The sequence below is a fragment of the Shewanella kaireitica genome (assembly GCF_023284045.1).
In the GTDB taxonomy this organism is placed as follows: Bacteria; Pseudomonadota; Gammaproteobacteria; order Enterobacterales; family Shewanellaceae; genus Shewanella; species Shewanella kaireitica.
This window is the reverse complement of sequence record NZ_JAKIKQ010000017.1, coordinates 52,787-74,824: the sequence shown is the minus strand read 5'-3', so window position 1 is coordinate 74,824 and position 22,038 is coordinate 52,787. Positions and strand designations below refer to the sequence as shown.

The window sequence follows — 22,038 nt, the reverse complement described above, 5'->3', positions numbered from 1 at the left end:
CTTGCCGATATAAGCAAAAGGCTCTGCGGTAAATAGAGCCTTTTTTGCCGTTAACTTCTTATTCTGAAATGAGGTGGAATACCGGCAGTAAACTACGCCACAGCTTGTACTTGAGAGGCCAATAACCAGATGGCTAAAGCAATGAATATCAGGCCCATAAACTTATTCTGATAAGTACGGAATTTTTCATTCTTAAGTAGAGGTTTACCTAAGCTACCAACTAAAGCGACCAATAATAGGTTAAAGCTCAAACCCATCACATTAAGCAGTAAACCCAGTGCTAACATCTGCTCGCCTGAACTTGCAGCTAATTGAGTCGACACGAACTGCGGTAAAAATAGCACGAAAAAGATCAGTGCCTTAGGATTGAGAAGATTACTCATTACTGCGCGACGATACAGTTGTTTTGCTAGGTTATTTTGTTGCTCTATTTCTGGTGCATCGGCAGCAGAGCTACGCATGCAATCCCAACCCATCTTAAGTAGGTACGCGCCGCCTAAAATTCGCAATAACTCTAATGCCAACGGATTCATCGCCACTAAAGCTGATACGCCCATTGCTGCCAGTACAGTCAGGATAAGTCCAGAAGTGGCATTGCCAAAGCTGGCATAAACTCCCACTTTTTTGCCATAACTTAAGCTCGAACTGGCAATAAGCAACATATCAGGCCCTGGGATTAACAGTAGGGCAACTACGGTTGTGAGGTATAAAGGAAGTAACGCCAGATCGATCATCATTAATGCACTATATAAAAGGAAAGAATCAAACAAGGCGCGGATTCTACAGTTATCCAACATGAATGAAAGTCATGTTGCGTTTAAATGAGAGGTCAAGTTGGCAGGGTTTGTTTACGGTGCTGACTTTAGTTGTTGAAGACAATAGCGCTATGTTTCTAATCAGCTTTGAAATCATGTTCAGCCTAGGTCATATTGGTATTGGCTTATTAATAGAAGTGGCATTGCTGTTATGAAGATAAAAAACAAACAAGCACTGATATAGTTAATTGTATGACGAGTCCTTACTCGCCCAGAGAATGGTTGCAGCTTAATCTACAACAGCAAGGCTTACTTAAGCCTGCTAAGTCTGTGGTTGATGCCATTTCGCAGTTGAGTTATGTGCAAATAGACTCAATTAATGTGGTTGAGCGAGCACACCACCATGTACTTTTTAATCGTTTAGCTGAATATCAGCCGTCACAATTACAACTGGCTCTAGCTAATAAAGATATCTTTGAATATTGGTCTCATGCCGCTGCTTATTTGCCTATTAACGACTATCGTTTTAGCCTGTTTAATAAAACCCGCATTAAACAAGGCGGCAAGCATTGGTTTGAACCTGAACATAAGGTTATCCGCGAAGTAAAAGCAAAAATCACCGCCGAAGGCCCGTTAAAAGCCAGTGATTTTAGTCATGACTCTAAGGCTAATAACAGTGGATGGTGGGATTGGAAACCGGCTAAACGCGCTTTAGAGCAATTGTTTATGCAAGGTGAGTTAATGGTGTTACAGCGTGACAAGTTTCAAAAGGTGTACGATTTAACTGAACGTGTCTTGCCTGCCCATATCAATAGCCAAGCCCCAACGGATGATGAATTCGCCCGCTATCTTATTGAGCGCTACATCAATGCCCATGGCTTTGGCAGTCAACAGCAGATGCTTTATCTGCGTAAGAATATTAAGCCAGTGTTAGTTAGAACACTCAGTGAAATGTACCTTGCTGGTGAGTTGGCGCAATTTACCCAAGCGGGAGTCAACTATTTTTATAAGCCTGATCAGCAGCTGTTTAGCCCCATTTTAAAACGAGTCTGGTTACTGAACCCTTTTGATAATCTAGTCATTCAAAGGCAGCGATTAAAACAGCTATTTGGTTTTGACTATCAGATTGAGGTCTACGTGCCAGCTGCTAAACGCCAATACGGTTATTATTCATTACCTATCTTGTGGGGTGATAAGTTTGTTGGCCGAGTGGATGTCAAAGCTGAACGTAAGACGGGAATACTATTACTGCAAAACTTGGTGATAGAAGATGGGACGATAACTAGCAAGGGGAACTCAGAATTTGACGAATTTATCCATCAATTGAAGTTAGCGGTTAATCAATATGCCGCTTTTAATGGCTGTCAAAGATGGCAGCTGGTTAAGTCAAACCATAGCGCGGTAGAGGCTGAGTTGTCGTTTCAAGCTAATGGCATGAAGTAGGGCGTTCTGTATTGAGTTTGCATCATTGTTTTACTGTTTATTTTAGGCCTATCTGTTACTAGCAGCATTTTACTTGGGGCTTTGTTGTCCTCTTTTGCTACTCTATGAGGCAATATCACCTTTTACCTTGAATGTAATATGAAATTAGACGAGATAATTACCACTCTGAGTGGTGGCGACTTAACAGAACTCCCTATTGGTGCTTTGCAGGCGGCTAGACAGCAGTGGTCTGAGTTGCTGCCGGTTATCGATGAATTGATGCAACGATTTATTGCTGAAGAAGCCTTGTCTGATACCGAGTCTAACCTGCTTTTCTTCGGTATCTGCCTTATTATCGATCGGAAACAATACAGCAGTTTTGATTCTTTGATTAATCTCACCAATAAAGATGACTGTAATAGTCCGTTAGAGCTACTGCTTGGCGATTTTATCGCTGCAGATCTTTCCACTGCTTACTATATTTTGGCACAAGGGCAACCTGAGCAGCTGTGCTTGTTGATTAACTCTGAACAAGCGGGCGAAATAGTTAAAATGGCAGCCTTAAGTGCACTGTTTACTCAACTGCATACAGACCAAATTGATAGAGAAACACTTAACCAAAGTGTGCCAAGCTTTATTGAAAATCTACTCAAAAACAATCATTCAATAGCACTTTTTGAACTGATTAATTTGTTAATTTCTAATGAGTTTAATCAATATCATAACCAGTTTGTTGGTTATGTAGAGAGCAAACAAATCGATGAAGGTCCTGCCGAGAATCAATGCATCATCGATTGGGATAATCAGTCTATCGGTTATTCTGAATGGGAAAGTGGCCTAATAAGCGGTGATTATGATGTTATTGACTCACTTAGTCAGTGGGCTGGCTTCAACTCAGAATCTGACATGAATGATGAAGAGCTCATGGCGGTTTTCGATGACTTGATGAGTTCGCCTAGGGAAATTGACGATAGCTACTTTGAAAGCCTTGATGCTAAGCAGCCTTTTATCGCCGATATTCAAGCAGGTCGTAATGATCCTTGCCCTTGTGGCAGCGGCAAAAAATACAAGAAATGCTGTTTGAATTAGATAGCTGCTGAACAAAGAGTAGACCTTTGGCACTGGAAAGGCTCTTTGTTAACTTCTATTTATAATCTGCGGTTCGAAGAATGTATAGATACTGCTGCTAAACGCCGTGAACACGTCCTTGTGGGCCCTGCCAAAACATCCTTGTTTTGGAAGCTAGCAGCTGTATCTACGCTACTATCTTAAAATTGAATAACTTTGAATATTTGAGTTTCTAAGTTTAACTATTTGCCAATTTTGCAGCATCTTTCCAGAGGTAACTAGGCATGGGCTCTTGCAGTTCCCAGGTAATATTCATCGGCTGTGAACCGCTAGTTTCTGTCAAGTTAACCCACCCCAAGTTCACAAATCCCATCGTATTTCCATTTTCGTCTTTATTAGATTCTCGCACCCATAACATGATTTTTTTACCAATCTTTTTATGCTGAATATAAGTAAGTCCCTTACCGCTATCAGGTCTTGCTGAGTTTTGAGTTTGCCAATGGAAGTGAGTAGGGCTCATCGCATAATCATGGTAAAGCGTAGTTGGTGAGAAATGCTGATCTGATTTTTGTAGGGTGACGAATAGCAGCTCAACGTTGATGTCTTTCAAGTTGAATACCCCTTCGCGGCTCATAGCTTGTTTTTTGAAACTTGAGCCACCCAGACCAGCTATAATTTGCTCTCGTGTATAGCGAGCATTAAGTTGTAAGGGGCAAGGGAAATCTGCACTGAGCTTTTGAACTTGGGTATCGTTATTGTCTAACAAATAATTGATAACCTGTATTAACTCAGTTTGATATTCAGTGTGAGTGAGTGCTGATAAACTTTCAGATAAAGATTCGTAACCTAACTTATCTCCAGCACAATTCCAAAAATCATAGTGGCACATCAGCGCCATTTTCTGCTCTATTGGGTTTCCATTGTCTATCCACTTAAAGTCATTTATTGCCAGTGAACGAATAAATGTTAAATAAGTTCTAGCATCACATCTCATTAAGCTGTTGCTAATGGCTTTGTGATAAATTTCAGCTATAGGGGTTTCATCTACTTTTTCTATTAGTTTTAGATCACTTAAAAGGCGTGTCCATCCTCCACCCTGTTTAGGTTTTTTCTTGTAAATATCATTAAGCTGAATGTTAGGATTGAATCTTAAAAAATTGGCTAATGTTAACTGCTGGTCGGTATGAGTTTGAAAGTTCTGAATATGTAATTTTAGTTTTTGTTGATTTAATACGGCTCTCTTAATGTTAGTTAAGATTATTTCTTTGGTCTTTTTCTGCAGTTCGATGTGACAGCCAAGCGGAAGATGCGGAAAGTCATGCTCTATTTCTTTGCTTATGGCTGTATGGGTCTTTCCTATTAAAGCTCTAAATTTTTGTGAGAAATCATATTCAGCTTTAGCGTTACCAACAAAATCCAATACTGTGACGCACTCTTTTCCATTGCTGTGGCGTAACCCTCGCCCTAGCTGTTGTAAAAAAATAGTCAAACTTTCTGTTGGTCGTAAGAAGAGTAGGGTATCTATTTCTGGGATATCAACGCCTTCATTGAATATATCGACAACGCAGAGGATATTAATATTGCCTAGTTGCAGTTCTTGCCTTACTGCGTGCCTTTCAGAAGTGTTTTTACTGGTAAGTACCGCACTCGGTATACCTTTGAGGCAAAACTTTTCTGCCATATATTGTGCATGATCTTGGTTAACACAAAAAGCTAATGCACGCATTTCTAAGGGCTTAGTGACAAGCTCTTCAATATTTTGCAGTATTTTTTGTAGCCTTTGATCATTTTGGGTATAGAGTTGTGTTAACTCACTTGGGTTGTAGTGGCCATTTTCCCACTTAATCTGGCGTAGGTCAGTGTTATCATCTATTCCAAAATATTGAAAAGGGCATAAATGCCTTAGATTTATGGCTTCAGGTAATCTTAGTTCTGCAGCTATCACTCCCTCAAAATCAGCTAGTATACTTTTGCCATCATGACGTTCGGGTGTAGCGGTAAGTCCGAGTAAAATAGTGGGGGAAAAATGGTTAATGAATTTTCGATAACTATCAGCTGATACATGATGAACTTCATCAATAACGATGAAATCATAATAGTCTGAGTTTAGTTTTATATTGTCTATTTGATTGTTAAAGCTCTGGATTGATGCAAAAAGTTGATTGTATGAAACTGGCTTATGTTGTCCTACCCATAACTCACCAAAATTGGGCTGTTTTAGTACGGCTCTAAAACTTTCGATGGCCTGTTTTAATATCTCTTCTCTGTGAGCAATAAATAGAATTTTTGCAGTCGGTTTTTTTTGATAGAAACGTTTGAAATCGAAAGCCGATATAAGGGTTTTACCCGTACCTGTAGCAGCTACAATCAGGTTCCTATTTCTACCATGAATATTCCGCTCTGCATCTAAACGTTCTAAAATTTCTATTTGATGTTGGTGAGGGCTTAAATCGAAGAATACCGTACTTGAAAAATCTATATCTCCACGACCAGTACTAAGAGAGCGCTTTAGCTTGCTGCTCGCTTTCTCTGAACCATCGAAAAACTCAAATTCAGGTTGCTGCCAATATGTTTCAAATGTACTAAATGTTTTTTCTATAATGTGTGGGATTTCTTGACTGGTAATCTTCAAGTTCCATTCTAGTCCATTTGTTAGCGCTGACCGTGAAAGGTTTGAAGAGCCAATATAGCCTGTATGAAATCCCGAATCTCGCATAAATAAATAGGACTTAGCATGGAGACGTTCTTGGCTATGGTTATAGCTTAACTTGACTTCAGTATTGGGAAGGTTTGCTAACCATTGCACAGCTTTAAGATCTGTAGCTCCCATATATGATGTGGTAATAATTTGAAGCTTATGCTTGCTGTTACTGGTAAAAGTTCGCAGTTCATCCATGAAGATCCTGAGGCCGGTCCATTTAATAAATGAAACTATCCAGCAGATCCTATTAGAAGATAATATTTCGCGCTTTATTTCACTTTCCAGTGAAATTCCTTGGTTACTTCCGCAGAACAACTCACTCTGTGTGAGGCCTGTAAGAGGAGTTACTTTATCTATATGCACGGATAATTTGGCTGAAACAGGATCTTGTTTATCAAATATGGCGGTAAGAAGTTTTGCTGGCTGGTTAATGGTGAAATTCGATAAATCGAGATTATCTATTCTTTCTTGGAGCCAGTAGATAAGCTCATTAGCAAGCTCTATTTGGGCTAATGGAGAGTCTTTGGTATTTCTGGATTCAGATATTGCAAGGTGAAATACCTTTACTAATGCACGAGTCAGCCAGATAGTTTGCTCTGTTGCATCCAAATTTCTCTCTGTGATAAAGAACTTATCTTTATCTAGCTTATGGTTAATAACTTTAGTTATAAGCTGTTCGTAAATACCTGTTTGCATTGAAAAACTCTGACTATTTTTATTGATATCAACTATGCCAGGAAACCTATCCAATGCAAGTTAATCTGGATAGTAGTAACGCTATATTTATTAATCTTTAATTTGCCAGGAAGTACCTAATTTCCTGAACTACGCGTTATTATGGTTCTAACTTTATTGTTCAGACTATTAGTATGCCCATCCCAAAAAACACACTCCCCATAGACGCTCTCTATCAAGAGTTTAAATCTTCTATTAAAGACAATTACTTAGTGTTGAGTCGTCACTTGCCTAGGTAAATATACTCGTTTACTGATTTGGTGTGCAGAATCAGATGAAAGAGGTATAAAGAACAGCAAAGGGGTTTAGACCTGTAAGTGCAAATGTTGTCAGCTACTCTTTGTTAGCCAACAAATACCTAGTACTTCGCCCGCCAGCGCCGGATTTAACCAAGCAGTTCTGTTCAACAAGTTGTGCTAAATGACGAGTTGCTGTGGCACGGCTTACCTTTGCTACTTTCTGATACTGGCTGCTGCTTATGCCGAGTTCAAATTCGCCGTTTAGTAGGCGGTTAAGCACTTTAACCTGTTCACCGCTGAGCAATGTTTGATCTACACGTTGCCAATAGTTAGTTTTAGCGACTGTTAGCGCTACATCATTCAATGATTTTTGCAGGCTGTCATTGAGTGTTTCCAGAAACCAAATCAGCCAAGGGGTGATATCTAGCCCGCCTTTTTGGCTGCTTTCTAGAATATCGTAATAAGCTTGTCTGCGTTCTAGGATGCTCACTGACATGGCATAAAAATGAATTGAGCGGCTTTCTGCTTGAGCCAGTGCTAAATCAGTCAGTAAGCGGGTTATTCTGCCGTTGCCATCATCGAGTGGGTGCAGCGTCACAAACCATAAATGAGTGATGGCGGCACGGATGAGTGGATCCATTGCCACGTCTTGCTGTGATGCATTGAACCAGGCTATAAATTTTGCCAGTTCAGTTTCGAATACAGGTCTCGGTGGGGCTTCAAAATGAACTTTTGGTTTGTCTATACGACCTGATACGACTTGCATAGGTTCAGCTCCCCGTAACACTCCTCCTTGAACAGGATTAAACAGGGTGTAGTCTTCAGGGAAAAGTAATTTATGCCACTCCATTATTCGCTGCTGGCTTAACGCTGTTTGCCAGTTTTGCAGGGCATCTAACGTCATTTCAGCTAGACCATCAGTCTTGGCTGTAGTGGGGTATGGTTTCTCATCGCTTATACCTAGCTTATTTGCTAGTGAAGAGCGTACAGAAAAAGCATTTAGCTTTTCTCCCTCAATGGCACTGGAGTGGATAATATTGGCTAAAAGTGTGTCGAGCGTTATCTGAGTCGCAGGCTCATTATCTAACTTACCCAGTAGTAAACCCTGGTTAAATCTAATTTGGCCGAGTAATCGCGCAATACTATCGCTTTTCCAATAAAAGTTAGGCCAATCCTCTTGTTGCCAAATCCACATAAATATCCCCGCAATACCGCAAAATGAGTCAAATACTGAGTTTATACTACTCACCTTGTGAGGCGAATAGCAAACTTAATTGCCTCGTCAAGTGAGGCAATTAAAAAGTTAATCGCCTCATATAGGCGATTTTTAGGTTAGTGCCAAGTTTGACACTAAACGTAGTTCATTAAAAATTGAGTTAGACGGAAAAACTGGCCGGTGATTGCGCAATAGCTGAGGTAAAGCTTGTAACAAACGATTACTCATGCTCTGCAGCGATCATGCATAATATTAGAGAACTAATATTATGGATGCGGCTTAGCTATTGCTGGCGGGTTATCATATTGGTTATTCGTTTTAGTGCCCCAATTTATTATTCACTCATTAATAAGCCTAAATTATGCCTTCAGTTATCAAATCTAAAGTGACCGACAAGCTAACACTCCCCATCGACGTCCTCTATCAAGAGTTTAAATCTTCTATTAAAGACAATCACTTAGTGGTTGAGTCTGATACAGGGTCGGGTAAGTCAACGCGTTTGCCGCTTTGGTGTGCAGAGGCTGATGATAACGGTAAAAATAAGCGGGTGTTAGTGGTTGAGCCGCGGCGGGTGGCGTGTTTGGCGTTGGCAGCTTTTGTGGGCGAATCTGCTAAGCAAGATGCTGATTATCATCATTTAAATGTTGGTCATGCTATTCGCTTTGATTCTACTGTTGATGAAAACACTGATATTGCCTTTGTTACCCCAGGTATAGCATTGCGCTGGCTGTCTATGGTGCTAGATGGTCAGGATGAAAAAGCGGGCTTGGCTTGTTTTGATACGGTGATTATTGATGAGTTCCATGAGCGCCGTTGGGATACCGATCTGCTATTGGCACTGCTTAAACAGCGCGCACAACATCGTTTAGTGTTGACCTCTGCCACCATTGACGGTGCAAGGATAAATGACTATTTATCTGATTCTATTGGTATTAATTCAAAAAGGTTGTTAGCTAAAGGTAACATGTTTCACGTGGAACTAACGTACCAGTCAAGCGATAGTCAGCAACTACCTGATATCAATAATGCAGAGCAAAAAGTAAAGAGCGCGGTTAGTTCATTACTGGGTAAAACTAGCGGTGATATTTTGGTGTTTCTGCCGGGTAAGAAAGAAATTAAGCAGTGTTTACAAGCTTGCCAGTCGTTATCTTCTTTAGCTAGCGATAACAGGGCTGACATTGATTTAGTGGCCTTGCATGGCGGTATTTCAGCGACAGAACAACAAGCACTACTGGCAAGCTCCAATAAGCAACGAGTTATTTTCGCCACCAATATTGCTGAAACCTCGTTGACTATTCCTGGGGTTACGGCGGTGATTGATTCTGGGCTTGAGCGCCGTACTCATCAGCGTAATGGTCGTACTGTGTTGTCGTTGGCACGAATATCAAGGGCCAGTAGTGAGCAGCGTAAAGGGCGTGCGGGTCGAACTCAAGCTGGCTTATGTGTACGTTTATGGGGTGAGCATGCACCATTGGAGGCGATGACTCCGCCGGAGTTGCAGCGTGAAGAGTTAGTCGAGCCAATGCTGGCTGCTGCTTGCAGTGGGGAGAAGCTGGCGGATCAAACTTTTGTTGATGCTATAAGTAACAAATCGTTAGTGATTGCTCATGAACGTTTGCTAGCTATGGGGGCGATTGATAAGCAAGGGAATGTCACTGCTCATGGTAGAAAGCTGTTTCCATTACCGATAGATACTCAGTTTGCCCATTTGATTAGTGCAATGCCCGATATTGAGTGTACTGAGTTAATGGTCGATCTGGCGGCCGCTATTAGTGTGCCGCAGCGGCTATACCAACAACCAAGTGCTGAATATGACATTAAGTCGCTACATGATTGGGAGCCATTGGGCTGCGATGCTTTTACATTGGTAAAGTTGCTGCGTGAACCAGCGGTCGATTTTATTGATATTGAACAGCATGCGGTAAAAGAGGCGCGTCGCTTAGCCAACCAGATACGGCAAGGGTTGGGGTTAGAGAGTATAAACAAAGCGACTGCGTTGGATAGTCAATCTAATGCACTAAGAAACCGCTGGTTACTGGCTGTGGTGAAAGCATTACCAGAACTTGCCTTTATTCGACGTATTAAGCGAGTGCAGGCGCTTGGCAATGGTTTTAGCGAAGTGCAGATTGGTCGAGATAGCCGCTTTAGCCCTGAACTTAAAGACTTTGCAGGTAAAGAGGCTGCGATTGCTGCGGTGGTATTTGACCAACACTCTCTGGCTGGTAAAGGGGTAAAGCAGACATTAAACCTGGCTTCTGTAATGGCGCCTATTTCAACTAAATTACTTTATCAAGCGGGTTTAGGTGAAGATAGACTGGCTGAAAATAAAGAGCAGGCAGCAACCCACAAAGTGCTGATTGAGCGAGTCTATGCCGGCAGAGTGATTGATTCACGGTTTGAACGTGCTTCTGGCGAGCAGGCGATAGATGCGATTAGCCGCAGTATTATCCAAGGTCGAGAGTTTGCAGGTGTTGCTAAGCGTCTAACTGCAGATATTGCAGCTTGGAATATATGGTTTGCGCTGGGTAAAACCACTGAGTTTGCCAGTGACATTAACCAGCCTTTGATACTTGAATCATATCTTAAACAAAAGCTCATTCAGCTTGGAGTAGAGAGCTTTGAAGATTTAGCTTTAGTTGAAGCAGAAGATCTTCTGTTTGATGGTATTCCTGATTGGCAACGTGAAGAGTTTGATAGTCTTTATCCAGCAGGATTACAGCTGCCCGAGCTGAAACTCACCGTTAGCTATGAACCTAAACGCAAGCTGGTGATTTTAGATTACGTTAACGGTGGGCGCAAACAGGGCCCTAAACGCTGGGAATTGCCTCGTTGGCTTGGTTGGAAAATCCAATATCGTAAAGCTAGCCGTGTGGTTGATGTTAAATAGGTTGTCGGTATTTATTTGCGATCTCAGCCAAAAGATCGTTAGCACTAAATGTTGATTTTAACCACAGGAAATCCACTTTTGCACAGGTTTATTTTTTTACTATTTTTTTTCTGAGTATAACTTATCGATAAAGATCCATTTTAAGCTTGGTTTTTTTGGATCTTGATCTAAAGGAAATAACAATAAAGCAATAAAAAACAATGGTTTGTGTGGTTGTTGGTGAAAGGTTTTAGATCTATCCACAGATCGTGCTTGCTTGTTGATATCTCTGTTGATACTTGTGATTAACGATCTTACTTTAGAAGTGGATATGCTGAGGTTTACAGTTGACGATCTATTTGCGATCGCTCTGTAAATATTGGCTTACAGATTGATAATGTAGAGTCTAGATCTTACTATTTGATCTAGACTCATCTTGTTTTGAAGCGACTGTTGTGGGGTTGAGAAGCTTCTGTAGCGAGATAGACTATTTACCGATACAGAAAGAGCTGAATATTTTTCCGAGTAGATCATCTGAGGTGAACTTTCCGGTAATTTCCGATAAGGCCAATTGTGCCATTCTTAACTCTTCTGCGAGTAGTTCACCCGCTTGATATACTTCTAGCTGCTCTCTACCTAAATCTAAATGGCTGCTTGCCAGATCGAGCGCTTCTAAATGACGTCGACGGGCAATAAAGCCACCTTCTAGATTACTTTGGTAGCCCATCAATGATTTTAGGTGCTGTTGTAGTGCTGGTACACCTAAACCTGTTTTGGCTGAGATGCGGTGAACAGGATGACCTGCCTCTTCGGTGATCTCCAATGTTTCACCGGTAAGATCGGCTTTGTTACGTACAACGGTAACGCCTAAGTTTTTAGGTAAGCGATCAATAAAGTCAGGCCAAATTTCGTGTGGATCAACCGCATTTGTGGTGGTGCCATCAACCATAAACAGTACCTGATCAGCCGTTTTGATCTCGTCCCACGCTCGCTCTATACCTATCTTCTCAACAGTATCAGCGGTATCTCGTAGCCCAGCAGTATCGATAATATGCAGTGGCATACCATCTAAGTGGATATGCTCGCGCAGAACATCGCGAGTAGTACCGGCTATTTCAGTCACAATGGCAGATTCTTTACCGGCGAGGGCATTTAGTAAGCTTGATTTCCCCGCATTTGGACGGCCAGCAATCACCACTTTCATCCCTTCACGAATGATAGAGCCTTGTTTAGCGCTGGCTTGCACAGTATCGAGTTTAGTGATTATACGGTTGAGTGAGCCTGATATTTTACCGTCAGAAAGGAAGTCGACCTCTTCATCGGGGAAATCAATGGCTGCCTCGACGTATAAGCGCAGATTAGTGACCTGTTCGACAAGTTCATGTACTTGGGTCGAGAATTCGCCCTGTAACGAGTTTAAGGCGCTTTTAGCTGCTTGCTCACTGGTAGCGTCAATAAGGTCTGCAATCGCTTCTGCTTGCGTTAGGTCGAGCTTGTCGTTCATAAACGCCTGCTCGCTGAACTCACCGGGTTTAGCTATGCGTAAACCTTCGGTTTCCATTACGCGCTTAATGAGCATATCAAGTACGATTTGTCCGCCATGACCTTGCAGTTCAAGTACGTCTTCACCGGTAAATGAATTGGGGCCTTTAAAGTACAACGCGATACCCTGATCGATAACACCGCCTTGCTCATCTTTAAAGTCACAGTAATCGGCATAACGGGTTTTAGGGATATGGCCAAGTACCGCCATAGCAACATTGCTCGCTAAGTCGCCAGATACGCGAATAATACCTACACCGCCACGGCCAGGAGCGGTCGCTTGTGCCACGATAGTATCTGTTGTCATTACTGTGTTTCCTAATCTGTTTTCAGAGTGAAGTTAAAAATGTTGTCTCTACATAGATAGCAAAAAAGCGGTCAATACTGAGTATTAGACCGCTTTTTGTGAGTCGGAGCTAAGGGGTTATTTTAACCCTTTTTTCTCCAGTCCAGCATAGATAATCTTCTGCTGGGTAATCGCGACTAAGTTACCTACCAACCAGTATAGAACCAGACCTGCTGGGAACCATAGGAAGAATACGGTAAAGATAACTGGCATCCACTGCATCATCTTAACTTGCATTGGGTCCATAGTCGGTGCCATTGGCTGCATCTTCTGCATAATAAACATCGATACACCCATCAAGATAGGCATGACATAGTATGGATCTTGAACCGACAAATCGGTGATCCATAACATGAATGGTGCGTGACGTAGCTCGTAGCTTTCAAGCAACACCCAGTATAGTGCGATGAAGATTGGCATCTGTAGCAAGATTGGAAGACAGCCACCCATAGGGTTAACTTTCTCTTTCTTGTACAGTTCCATCATAGCTTGCCCCATCTTTTGACGGTCATCACCAAAACGCTCTTTCATATCAGCGAGTTTTGGCTGCAAGTTACGCATCTTAGCCATTGAAGTGTATTGCGCTTTAGTTAGTGGGTATAACATGCCACGAACGGTAAGCGTAATAAGGATAATAGCCACACCCCAGTTACCCACAAATGATTGATAGAACATCAATAACCAGTGAATTGGGATTGCTAACCACCATAGGAAGCCGTAATCAACTACTAGGTTTAATGACTCAGAAAGTGCTGATAGCGCTTCTTGGTCTTTAGGGCCTACATAGAACTGAGCTTTAATCGATTGCTCAGTACCTGGTGCAATATCATAAAGTGCGCCGCGGAAACCAATATTAGCTAAACCACCAGCACTCAAGCTAGAAAAGATAACGTTCTTATCATTTGCTGGCGGTACCCAAGCTGATACAAAGTAGTGCTGTAGCATTGCTACCCAACCACCAAGTGTCGACTTGTTTAGGTTCTTGTCAGCTATGTCATCGAAGCTGTATTTCTCATAGCGAGTATCTGCTGTAGAGAAAGCAGCACCACGATAAGTTGGCATCATCATGCTACTTTCGCTTTTCTTAATGCTGTGCTTGATCTGGCCATACATTTGAACTTGTAGCTGCGCATCAGAGGTGTTGTTGATTTGGTAATCAACATCTACATTGTGCTTGCCGCGGTAGAAGGTAAATAGCTTGGTGTAAGTCACACCATTAGCAGCCAAATAAGTTAATGGTACTTCTAACTTATCTTGACCTGCTAGGTCATACTCGCGAGAAGCGCTATCGAAATGTGCGCGACCTGTAGTACTGCTATCGATACCATCACGACCGATTAGACCACTTTGAGCGATATAATAAATATCGTTTGTTTGCTCAAGTAGCACAAATGGGTCATCACCATCTTGCTCAAGTTTATGAGAAAGTAGTGCGGAATGAACGATGTCACCGCCTACTGGATCAATTTTAAGAACAAATTGGTCTGTAGTAACAGTGATTAATTCTTTAGATGCGGTAACAGTTTCAGGTAATGCAGAATCTGCATCAGGTACATCTGAACTGTGAGCATCTGCAACAGTAGACGGGGCTACTGAAGATTGCGTTTGAGCAACCGGTTGAGGAGCTTTATCTGCTTGCCATTGTTGCCACAGTAAAAAGCTGACAAAAAGCAGACCGATAAGCAATATATTGCGTTGAGATTCCATAGCCTATTTATCGCACCTATGTTTTTTGTGAGGGACGGGATCTTCTCCGCCCGGATGTAAAGGGTGACATTTTAATATGCGTTTCGCTGCAAACCAACACCCTTTCACAACTCCATGCAAACGAATTGCTTCTATTGCGTAATGTGAACACGTCGGATTGAACCTACAACGAGGTCCCAGCATGGGACTTATTAGTACTTGGTAGCCACGAATAATCGCAGTTGCTAGCCATTGTAACGGCGAGAGAGTTTTCGCCATAGCTTTTCTACCAATTTTTTGAGTTCTGCGTTTTCCATATCAAGCACGCCATTTCTGACAAGCACAACAATATCTACAGCGGGTAGTTCATGCTGATGCAAACGAAAATTATCTCTAATAATACGTTTGATTTTATTTCGTTGGTGAGCTTTTTTTACGTAACGCTTAGCAACAGTTAACCCTAAACGAGGATGTTGCTCAGAATTAGGAATTGCAAGTAGAGTTATTTCAGCGGAAGACGCTTTGATAGGTTTGGTAAAAACAGATTTAAATTGCGCGGGAGTTAACAGACGTAACTCCCGCGTAAAGGTATAGCTAGTCACTTGCATCTCTACTATTAAGCAGAAAGACGAGCGCGACCTTTAGCACGGCGACGTGCGATGACCTTACGGCCACCTACAGTAGCCATACGAGCGCGGAAGCCGTGAGAACGCTTGCGCTTCAGGTTGCTAGGTTGAAAAGTACGTTTACTCATTATGGCAATCCGTCTTTGTTAGGTTAATAAACCTTATTCTCTACAAAATAGAGGTAAGGGCAAAAAAGAGGCCGAATTGTAATCACTTTAACTATGCACGTCAATAAGGAATCGACTCAAGTGATTAAATAATGCCTTCTTGGTTATTTCTTCGAAAGTAAAAAGCTACTAGGATTTGTGGATAACTCTGTGAGTTACCACTACATCTTGTGGTTTAGCAGATCAGAAATTAGATCGAAGCGTGTCTATTATAGATCGATCTGGATCGCTTTATAAAGCTGGTTTTGAGGGTTTCTGCTATTTTTTTGATCGTCAGCGATCGCTTAAGATCGTGATCTTATCGTTTCATTGATCTATCTGGGGATAAATATACGTAAAGGATAGCGATCAGCGTGATCTCACTATAGAATACACCTCTTTTGTATGATCTTTTGGGGATAAGTACGTGGCGGTTTCACTTTGGCAACAATGTATCGCAAGGCTGCAAGATGAGCTTTCCGCTCAGCAATTCAGTATGTGGATAAGACCGTTACAGGCAGAAATGGAAGGCGATACGCTTGTCATTTATGCACCTAACCGTTTCGTTTTAGATTGGGTTAGAGATAAATACCTTAATATCATCAACCAGTTTTTTACTGAGCAGATGGGCGCAGATGCACCTAATTTGCGTTTTGACATCGGTAGTCGTCCTTCTGCTAAGCCAGTTGTTCAGGCTACAGCGTCTATTAGACCAAAACCTGCAGCAAGCAAAGCGGTAGAAAGGCCTACCTTTAATGCGCCGCAAGCAGAGCCTGCTATTACCGCTAACCATCGCAGTAATATTAACCCAACCTATCAGTTCGATAACTTCGTAGAAGGTAAGTCGAACCAGTTAGGTAAGGCTGCAGCACTGCAAGTATCGGAAAACCCTGGCGGTGCTTACAATCCATTGTTCCTTTATGGTGGTACAGGTTTGGGTAAAACCCATCTATTGCACGCCGTAGGTAATGGCATTATCAAGAACAAGCCTGATGCTAAAGTGGTTTATATGCATTCGGAACGCTTTGTACAGGACATGGTTAAGGCCCTGCAAAACAATGCGATTGAAGAGTTCAAGCGTTACTACCGCAGCGTAGATGCACTGTTTATTGATGACATTCAATTCTTTGCTAACAAAGACCGATCTCAAGAAGAGTTTTTCCATACCTTTAATGCATTGTTAGAGGGTAACCATCAGATCATCTTGACCTCTGACAAATATCCGAAAGAGATCGACGGTGTTGAAGATCGTCTTAAGTCTCGATTTGGCTGGGGTCTAACGGTTGCTATTGAGCCACCAGAGTTAGAAACCCGGGTAGCTATCTTGATGCGTAAAGCACAAGAGAGTGGCATTAACCTGCCTGATGAAGTGGCTTTCTTTATTGCTAAGCGTTTACGTTCGAATGTTCGTGAGCTTGAAGGTGCGTTAAACCGTGTTATTGCCAACGCCAACTTTACAGGTCGTCCGATTACTATCGATTTTGTGCGTGAAGCACTGCGTGACTTACTGGCACTGCAAGAGAAGCTGGTGACGATTGATAATATTCAAAAGACTGTTGCTGAATACTACAAGATTAAGATGGCTGATATGTTGTCTAAGCGCCGTTCACGTAGCGTGGCGCGCCCAAGACAGATGGCTATGGCATTATCAAAAGAGCTTACTAACCAGAGCTTGCCAGAAATTGGCGATGCATTTGGTGGTCGTGACCATACAACTGTTTTACATGCATGTCGTAAAATTGCACAGTTGCGTGAAGAAAGTCATGACATTAAAGAAGATTATGCTAACTTGATAAGAACCTTATCTTCTTAATATCAGGGAATTGAAACCAATGAAATTTTCTATTGATAGGGATGCCCTATTAAAGCCACTTCAATTAGTCAGTGGAGCGGTGGAGAGACGACACAACTTGCCTATTCTGGCAAACCTTTTAGTAGAAGTAAGTGCTCACTCACTTAAATTGACTGGTACCGATTTAGAAGTTGAATTGGTCGGTGAAGTACAACTTGAAGGTGATGTGCTTGAAGGTCGTACAACTGTACCCGCTAAGAAATTCCTCGATATTGTTAAGTCTTTACCTGATCAGGTTGAGCTTAAAATAGAGCAACAAGAAAATCGTCTTTTGTTACGTTCTGGTCGTAGCCGCTTTACCTTGGCAACTTTGCCTGCGGAAGAGTACCCGAATGTAGAAGCGTTTGAAGCTGAAATAGAGTTTACCCTCAAGCAAGGCACTATGAAGTCCTTGATTGATGCCACTCAATTCTCAATGGCTAACCAAGATGTACGTTATTACCTTAATGGTTTGCTGTTAGAGACGGAAGGCAATGTGTTGCGCGCTATTGCGACTGATGGTCATCGTTTGGCATTAAGTCATCGAATGATCGAAGCATCACTGCCTGAAAAGCAGGTGATTGTGCCGCGTAAGGGTGTGCTTGAACTTATGCGCTCATTTGAAGGCGATGATTTAGATGTCACTATCGCCATTGGTGATAATGCTATCAGAGCGACAACAGCTACTGCAGTGTTTACCAGTAAGTTAGTCGATGGTCGTTTCCCTGATTATCGCCGTGTGTTGCCAAAAGGCGGCGACAAGATTGTTATCGCCAGTCGCCAGCAACTTAAACAGGCTTTATTGCGCGCTTCTATTTTATCTAATGAGAAGTTCCGCGGTGTACGGGTGCAGTTAGAGAACAACCTCATTAAGATCACAGCCAACAATCCTGAACAGGAAGAAGCGGAAGAGATCTTAGATGTTGAATATGAAAACACGCCGTTAGAGATTGGTTTTAACGTCAGCTATTTGCTCGACGTATTAAACAACCTACCGTCTGATGACGTGCGTATCACGTTAATTGATGGCAACTCTAGTGCGCTTATCGATAACCATGTAGAGCAAGACTCTATGTATGTTGTGATGCCTATGCGTTTATAGCAGCAAGTATTACTCAGCTTTCGATACCAGATAAAGTTTCTAAGACACTCTGTCGGCTTTATCTGGTATAAATACCACTTCTTAAATTTTTGTCCCCGCAGCGTTAAAAGGTATCAATGAGTCTTAACCGCCTTCATATTGAAGCTTTCCGTAATATTAGCTCGGCGCAATTGCAACCGGGTGAAGGACTAAATGTAATTTATGGTCAAAACGGTAGCGGCAAGACCAGCATTTTAGAGGCTATTTACTTTTTGGGTATGGGGCGCTCCTTTCGCAGTCATCTATCGCAACGAGTGATTAAGAATGATGCTGATGCACTAACTTTGTTTGCCAATATGGTGAGTGCCGAGGATGAGAGTAAAATTGGTCTCAGACGTTTTAGAAGCGGTGAGATTGAAGTAAAAATTAATGGTGATAAAGTAAAGCGTCTATCGACGTTAGCTGAAACTTTACCGATACAAGTGATTACTCCAGAAAGCTTTTCATTGCTTTTTGAAGGCCCAAAATCCAGACGTCAGTTTATAGACTGGGGCGCGTTCCATTCTGACCCTCGTTTTTATGCTGCATGGGTGAATGTAAGACGTATTTTAAAGCAAAGAAATCAGCTACTCAGAGACGAATCACCCTATAGTTCGATTCAATTTTGGGATAAAGAATTTATTCGTTATGCTGAACTGGTCACTGAGATACGAAAGCAATATGTAGACTCGTTAAATGAGCTACTTAAGGGTATAATCGAAGAGTTTTTACCTCAGGTTGATGTTAAGGTTTCTTTTACCCGAGGATGGGATAGTAAAACAGAGTATGCACAGCTGCTCGAGACGCAGTATCCCAGAGATTTAGCCACAGGCTTTACCGTCAGCGGACCTCATAAAGCGGACTTAAGATTGCGGGTAGGGACACTACCGGCGCAAGATGCTTTATCCCGTGGACAGTTAAAATTGTTAGTCTGTGCATTGCGTATTGCACAAGGAAAGTTGCTCAAACAACAAATAGATAAAAAAAGTATTTATCTGGTGGATGACCTTCCATCGGAATTGGATGCACAGCATAGGAAACTATTGCTTCAGCAGTTAGCAGATACCGGCGCACAAGTTTTTGTCACGGCAATCGAACCAGCAGCAATAGTCGATTCGTTAATCACGCCGCCAAGTAAAATGTTCCATGTGGAACATGGGCGTGTAACGGTAATTGAATAACCGACGAGAGAATAATATGTCAGAGAATAGTTATGATTCTTCGAGTATTAAGGTTTTAAAAGGCCTTGATGCGGTACGTAAGAGACCAGGAATGTACATCGGTGATACCGATGATGGCACCGGTCTACATCACATGGTATTCGAAGTGGTCGATAACTCTATCGATGAAGCGCTAGCGGGCCATTGTAACGACGTCATTATTACCATTCATGCCGATGGTTCTGTATCGGTAAAAGATGATGGACGTGGTATTCCGGTTGAGATCCATCCTGAAGAGGGTGTTTCTGCGGCTGAAGTTATTATGACGGTACTACATGCTGGTGGTAAGTTCGATGATAACTCTTATAAAGTATCGGGCGGTTTGCACGGTGTTGGTGTATCGGTAGTAAATGCACTGTCACACAAGTTGCAGTTGACGGTTCGCCGTGAAGGTAAACTTTATGAGCAGTTTTATACTCACGGTATACCTGATGCGCCGATTCAAGAGATTGGCGATGCAATCAATACCGGTACTGAACTAAGATTCTGGCCTAGCCCAGATACTTTTACCGATGTGCAGTTCCATTTCGACATTCTTGCAAAGCGTGTTCGTGAACTATCATTCCTTAACTCAGGTGTTGGTATTCGCTTAGTTGATGAACGTGATGACCGTGATGAGTTTTTTAAATACGATGGCGGTATTAGTGCCTTTGTTGATTACTTAAACGTTAACAAAACGCCGGTAAATAAAGAAGTATTCCATTTTATTCAAGAGCGTGATGACGGTATTACCGTTGAAGTGGCGATGCAGTGGAATGATGGCTTCCAAGAGAACATCTTCTGTTTCACTAACAACATCCCACAGCGCGATGGTGGTACTCACTTAGCGGGCTTCCGTGGTGCGTTAACACGTAACTTGAACAACTACATGGAACGTGAAGGTTTTAACAAGAAGGGCAAGACTGGCGCAACCGGCGATGATGCTCGTGAAGGTTTGACTGCTGTTATCTCTGTTAAAGTTCCGGATCCTAAGTTTAGTTCACAGACTAAAGACAAGTTGGTATCAAGCGAAGTAAAGTCTGCTGTAGAGCAAACAATGGGTGAGCAGTTAGGTGATTACCTAATGGAGCATCCAAACGAAGCTAAGTTGATTGTTGGTAAGATTATCGATGCTGCTCGTGCTCGTGAAGCGGCGCGTAAAGCTCGTGAAATGACTCGCCGTAAAGGTGCACTCGATTTAGGTGGTTTGCCAGGAAAGTTGGCCGATTGCCAAGAGAAAGACCCGGGGCTTTCTGAAATCTACATAGTGGAAGGGGACTCTGCTGGCGGATCAGCCAAGCAGGGACGTAACCGTAAGAACCAAGCGATTCTGCCACTTAAAGGTAAGATCTTAAACGTTGAAAAAGCACGTTTTGACAAGATGTTATCTTCGCAAGAAGTTGCTACGCTTATTACTGCATTAGGTTGTGGTATTGGTCGTGACGAATATGATCCAGATAAGACGCGTTACCATAACATCGTCATCATGACCGATGCCGACGTCGATGGCTCGCACATTCGTACCTTGCTATTGACCTTCTTTTTCCGTCAAATGCCTGAGCTTATCGAACGTGGTTATATCTATATTGCACAACCACCTTTGTATAAAGTGAAGAAAGGTAAGCAAGAGCAGTATTTGAAAGATGATCCTGCATTGATTGAGTATTTGACTACTCAAGCGTTGGATAATGCATTTGTTTATCCATCACAAGGCGCACCAGGCATGTCTGGTCTGCCATTAGAAGCGTTGGTTAATCAGTACCGTGAAGTAGAAGCGATTGTTCAGCGTCTAGAAAAGCGTTACCCAACAAACATTACAGATCTCATGCTTTATCACCCAGCATTGACTAATGAAATGTTGAGCGATGAAGCACAAGTTAAAACTTGGGCTGATAAATTAGTTGCCGATCTAATCGATAGAGAGTCAGGTGGTATTTTATATAGCGCTGAGCCTATCTTGGATCCAGAGCGTCATGTTTATCTACCTAAGATAACAATTCGTAAGCATGGTATAGATACTAACTACTTATTCAATTATGACTTCTTCCAATCTACAGATTATCAGCGCATCGTTAAGTTAGGCGCTGAACTTGATGGATTAGTGGAAGAGGGTGGTTACGTACAACGTGGTGAGCGTACTAAGGATATAACCAGCTTTATTGAAGGTCTTGAATGGTTGATGAGCGAAGCCAAGCGTGGTCAATATATCCAGCGTTATAAGGGATTGGGTGAGATGAACCCAGAGCAATTGTGGGAAACTACAATGGACCCTGAATCACGCCGCATGTTGCAAGTGACCATTGAAGATGCGATTGGCGCCGATCAACTATTCACTTGTTTGATGGGTGATCAAGTTGAACCGCGTCGTGACTTTATTGAGTCAAATGCACTTAACGTGGCTAACCTAGACGTTTAGTTTTATTGCGAAAGTCATTACTATTGCAAATAGTGAAATCGGCGCATCTAGCGCCGATTTTTTGTTGTATTGCATTTCATATCTGCTTGCAAAATTAAAGCAACTGATATGTCCGGTCATGTAA

The 22,038-nt window shown here is 42.1% G+C and carries 16 protein-coding genes; 8 read left to right on the top strand and 8 right to left on the bottom strand.

All coding sequences use genetic code 11. The features are described from left to right. Window positions 1–92: 92 nt before the first annotated feature. Complete coding sequence (locus tag L2730_RS17805; protein ID WP_248975829.1) at window positions 93–737, bottom strand: LysE family translocator; 645 nt, start codon at window positions 735–737, stop codon at window positions 93–95. A gap of 71 nt (window positions 738–808) precedes the next feature. On the opposite strand from L2730_RS17805, the gene L2730_RS17800 reads away from it, so the two are divergent. The 3 genes from L2730_RS17800 (at window position 809) to L2730_RS17790 (ending at window position 3,266) form a co-directional block, all read left to right on the top strand. After that, entirely contained in the window at window positions 809–970 is a 162-nt protein-coding gene (locus tag L2730_RS17800) for a hypothetical protein (RefSeq protein ID WP_248975828.1), read from the top strand. Between the two features lie 37 nt (window positions 971–1,007). Continuing rightward, window positions 1,008–2,198, top strand: coding sequence for a winged helix-turn-helix domain-containing protein (locus L2730_RS17795; RefSeq protein WP_248975827.1), 1,191 nt, complete (start codon window positions 1,008–1,010; stop codon window positions 2,196–2,198). A 138-nt stretch (window positions 2,199–2,336) separates the two neighbouring features. Next, a complete protein-coding gene (locus tag L2730_RS17790) occupies window positions 2,337–3,266 on the top strand; it encodes a DUF1186 domain-containing protein (RefSeq protein ID WP_248975826.1) in 930 nt (309 codons plus the stop codon). Between the two features lie 217 nt (window positions 3,267–3,483). On the opposite strand, the gene L2730_RS17785 is transcribed toward L2730_RS17790, so the two are convergent. Further along, complete coding sequence (locus L2730_RS17785) at window positions 3,484–6,642, bottom strand: DUF3427 domain-containing protein (RefSeq protein WP_248975825.1); 3,159 nt, start codon at window positions 6,640–6,642, stop codon at window positions 3,484–3,486. A gap of 372 nt (window positions 6,643–7,014) precedes the next feature. After that, window positions 7,015–8,115 carry a Fic family protein gene (locus L2730_RS17780; protein ID WP_248975824.1) on the bottom strand — a complete coding sequence of 367 codons (1,101 nt, stop codon included), beginning with the start codon at window positions 8,113–8,115 and terminating at the stop codon, window positions 7,015–7,017. A gap of 382 nt (window positions 8,116–8,497) precedes the next feature. On the opposite strand from L2730_RS17780, the gene L2730_RS17775 reads away from it, so the two are divergent. Continuing rightward, complete coding sequence (locus L2730_RS17775; RefSeq protein WP_248975823.1) at window positions 8,498–11,023, top strand: helicase-related protein; 2,526 nt, start codon at window positions 8,498–8,500, stop codon at window positions 11,021–11,023. Window positions 11,024–11,489: 466 nt separating this feature from the next. On the opposite strand, the gene mnmE is transcribed toward L2730_RS17775, so the two are convergent. The 5 genes from mnmE to rpmH all read right to left on the bottom strand — a co-directional run bounded on the left by mnmE (window position 11,490) and on the right by rpmH (window position 15,330). After that, window positions 11,490–12,851, bottom strand: a complete 1,362-nt coding sequence (mnmE, locus tag L2730_RS17770) for a tRNA uridine-5-carboxymethylaminomethyl(34) synthesis GTPase MnmE (protein ID WP_020910244.1) — start codon at window positions 12,849–12,851, stop codon at window positions 11,490–11,492. 117 nt (window positions 12,852–12,968) lie between these two features. Then, the gene (gene yidC / locus L2730_RS17765; protein WP_248975822.1) at window positions 12,969–14,597 is read right to left on the bottom strand and encodes a membrane protein insertase YidC; all 1,629 of its coding nucleotides are present in this window, start codon (window positions 14,595–14,597) and stop codon (window positions 12,969–12,971) included. A 3-nt stretch (window positions 14,598–14,600) separates the two neighbouring features. Beyond that, window positions 14,601–14,855, bottom strand: coding sequence for a membrane protein insertion efficiency factor YidD (gene yidD / locus L2730_RS17760; RefSeq protein WP_079891898.1), 255 nt, complete (start codon window positions 14,853–14,855; stop codon window positions 14,601–14,603). Beyond that, the gene (rnpA, locus tag L2730_RS17755) at window positions 14,822–15,178 is read right to left on the bottom strand and encodes a ribonuclease P protein component (protein WP_220737756.1); all 357 of its coding nucleotides are present in this window, start codon (window positions 15,176–15,178) and stop codon (window positions 14,822–14,824) included. Before rnpA ends, yidD begins: the two co-directional genes overlap by 34 nt. Before the next feature lie 14 nt (window positions 15,179–15,192). Next, window positions 15,193–15,330, bottom strand: coding sequence for a 50S ribosomal protein L34 (gene rpmH, locus L2730_RS17750; protein ID WP_011867659.1), 138 nt, complete (start codon window positions 15,328–15,330; stop codon window positions 15,193–15,195). Window positions 15,331–15,775: 445 nt separating this feature from the next. On the opposite strand from rpmH, the gene dnaA reads away from it, so the two are divergent. The 4 genes from dnaA to gyrB all read left to right on the top strand — a co-directional run bounded on the left by dnaA (window position 15,776) and on the right by gyrB (window position 21,914). Next, window positions 15,776–17,161, top strand: a complete 1,386-nt coding sequence (dnaA, locus tag L2730_RS17745; protein WP_248975821.1) for a chromosomal replication initiator protein DnaA — start codon at window positions 15,776–15,778, stop codon at window positions 17,159–17,161. Window positions 17,162–17,180: 19 nt separating this feature from the next. After that, window positions 17,181–18,281, top strand: coding sequence for a DNA polymerase III subunit beta (dnaN, locus tag L2730_RS17740; protein ID WP_248975820.1), 1,101 nt, complete (start codon window positions 17,181–17,183; stop codon window positions 18,279–18,281). Window positions 18,282–18,397: 116 nt separating this feature from the next. Continuing rightward, a complete protein-coding gene (recF, locus tag L2730_RS17735; protein ID WP_248975819.1) occupies window positions 18,398–19,480 on the top strand; it encodes a DNA replication/repair protein RecF in 1,083 nt (360 codons plus the stop codon). Window positions 19,481–19,496: 16 nt separating this feature from the next. Next, window positions 19,497–21,914 carry a DNA topoisomerase (ATP-hydrolyzing) subunit B gene (gene gyrB, locus L2730_RS17730; RefSeq protein ID WP_248975818.1) on the top strand — a complete coding sequence of 806 codons (2,418 nt, stop codon included), beginning with the start codon at window positions 19,497–19,499 and terminating at the stop codon, window positions 21,912–21,914. Window positions 21,915–22,038 lie beyond the last annotated feature (124 nt).

Excerpts from the sequence above, each read along its gene's own strand:
- L2730_RS17805 (WP_248975829.1), bottom strand. The coding sequence starts at position 737 with ATGATGATCGATCTGGCGTTACTTCCTTTATACCTCACAACCGTAGTT.
- L2730_RS17800 (WP_248975828.1), top strand. The coding sequence starts at position 809 with ATGTTGCGTTTAAATGAGAGGTCAAGTTGGCAGGGTTTGTTTACGGTG.
- L2730_RS17795 (WP_248975827.1), top strand. The coding sequence starts at position 1,008 with ATGACGAGTCCTTACTCGCCCAGAGAATGGTTGCAGCTTAATCTACAA.
- L2730_RS17790 (WP_248975826.1), top strand. The coding sequence starts at position 2,337 with ATGAAATTAGACGAGATAATTACCACTCTGAGTGGTGGCGACTTAACA.
- L2730_RS17785 (WP_248975825.1), bottom strand. The coding sequence starts at position 6,642 with ATGCAAACAGGTATTTACGAACAGCTTATAACTAAAGTTATTAACCAT.
- L2730_RS17780 (WP_248975824.1), bottom strand. The coding sequence starts at position 8,115 with ATGTGGATTTGGCAACAAGAGGATTGGCCTAACTTTTATTGGAAAAGC.
- L2730_RS17775 (WP_248975823.1), top strand. The coding sequence starts at position 8,498 with ATGCCTTCAGTTATCAAATCTAAAGTGACCGACAAGCTAACACTCCCC.
- mnmE (WP_020910244.1), bottom strand. The coding sequence starts at position 12,851 with ATGACAACAGATACTATCGTGGCACAAGCGACCGCTCCTGGCCGTGGC.
- yidC (WP_248975822.1), bottom strand. The coding sequence starts at position 14,597 with ATGGAATCTCAACGCAATATATTGCTTATCGGTCTGCTTTTTGTCAGC.
- yidD (WP_079891898.1), bottom strand. The coding sequence starts at position 14,855 with ATGGCGAAAACTCTCTCGCCGTTACAATGGCTAGCAACTGCGATTATT.
- rpmH (WP_011867659.1), bottom strand. The coding sequence starts at position 15,330 with ATGAGTAAACGTACTTTTCAACCTAGCAACCTGAAGCGCAAGCGTTCT.
- dnaN (WP_248975820.1), top strand. The coding sequence starts at position 17,181 with ATGAAATTTTCTATTGATAGGGATGCCCTATTAAAGCCACTTCAATTA.
- recF (WP_248975819.1), top strand. The coding sequence starts at position 18,398 with ATGAGTCTTAACCGCCTTCATATTGAAGCTTTCCGTAATATTAGCTCG.
- gyrB (WP_248975818.1), top strand. The coding sequence starts at position 19,497 with ATGTCAGAGAATAGTTATGATTCTTCGAGTATTAAGGTTTTAAAAGGC.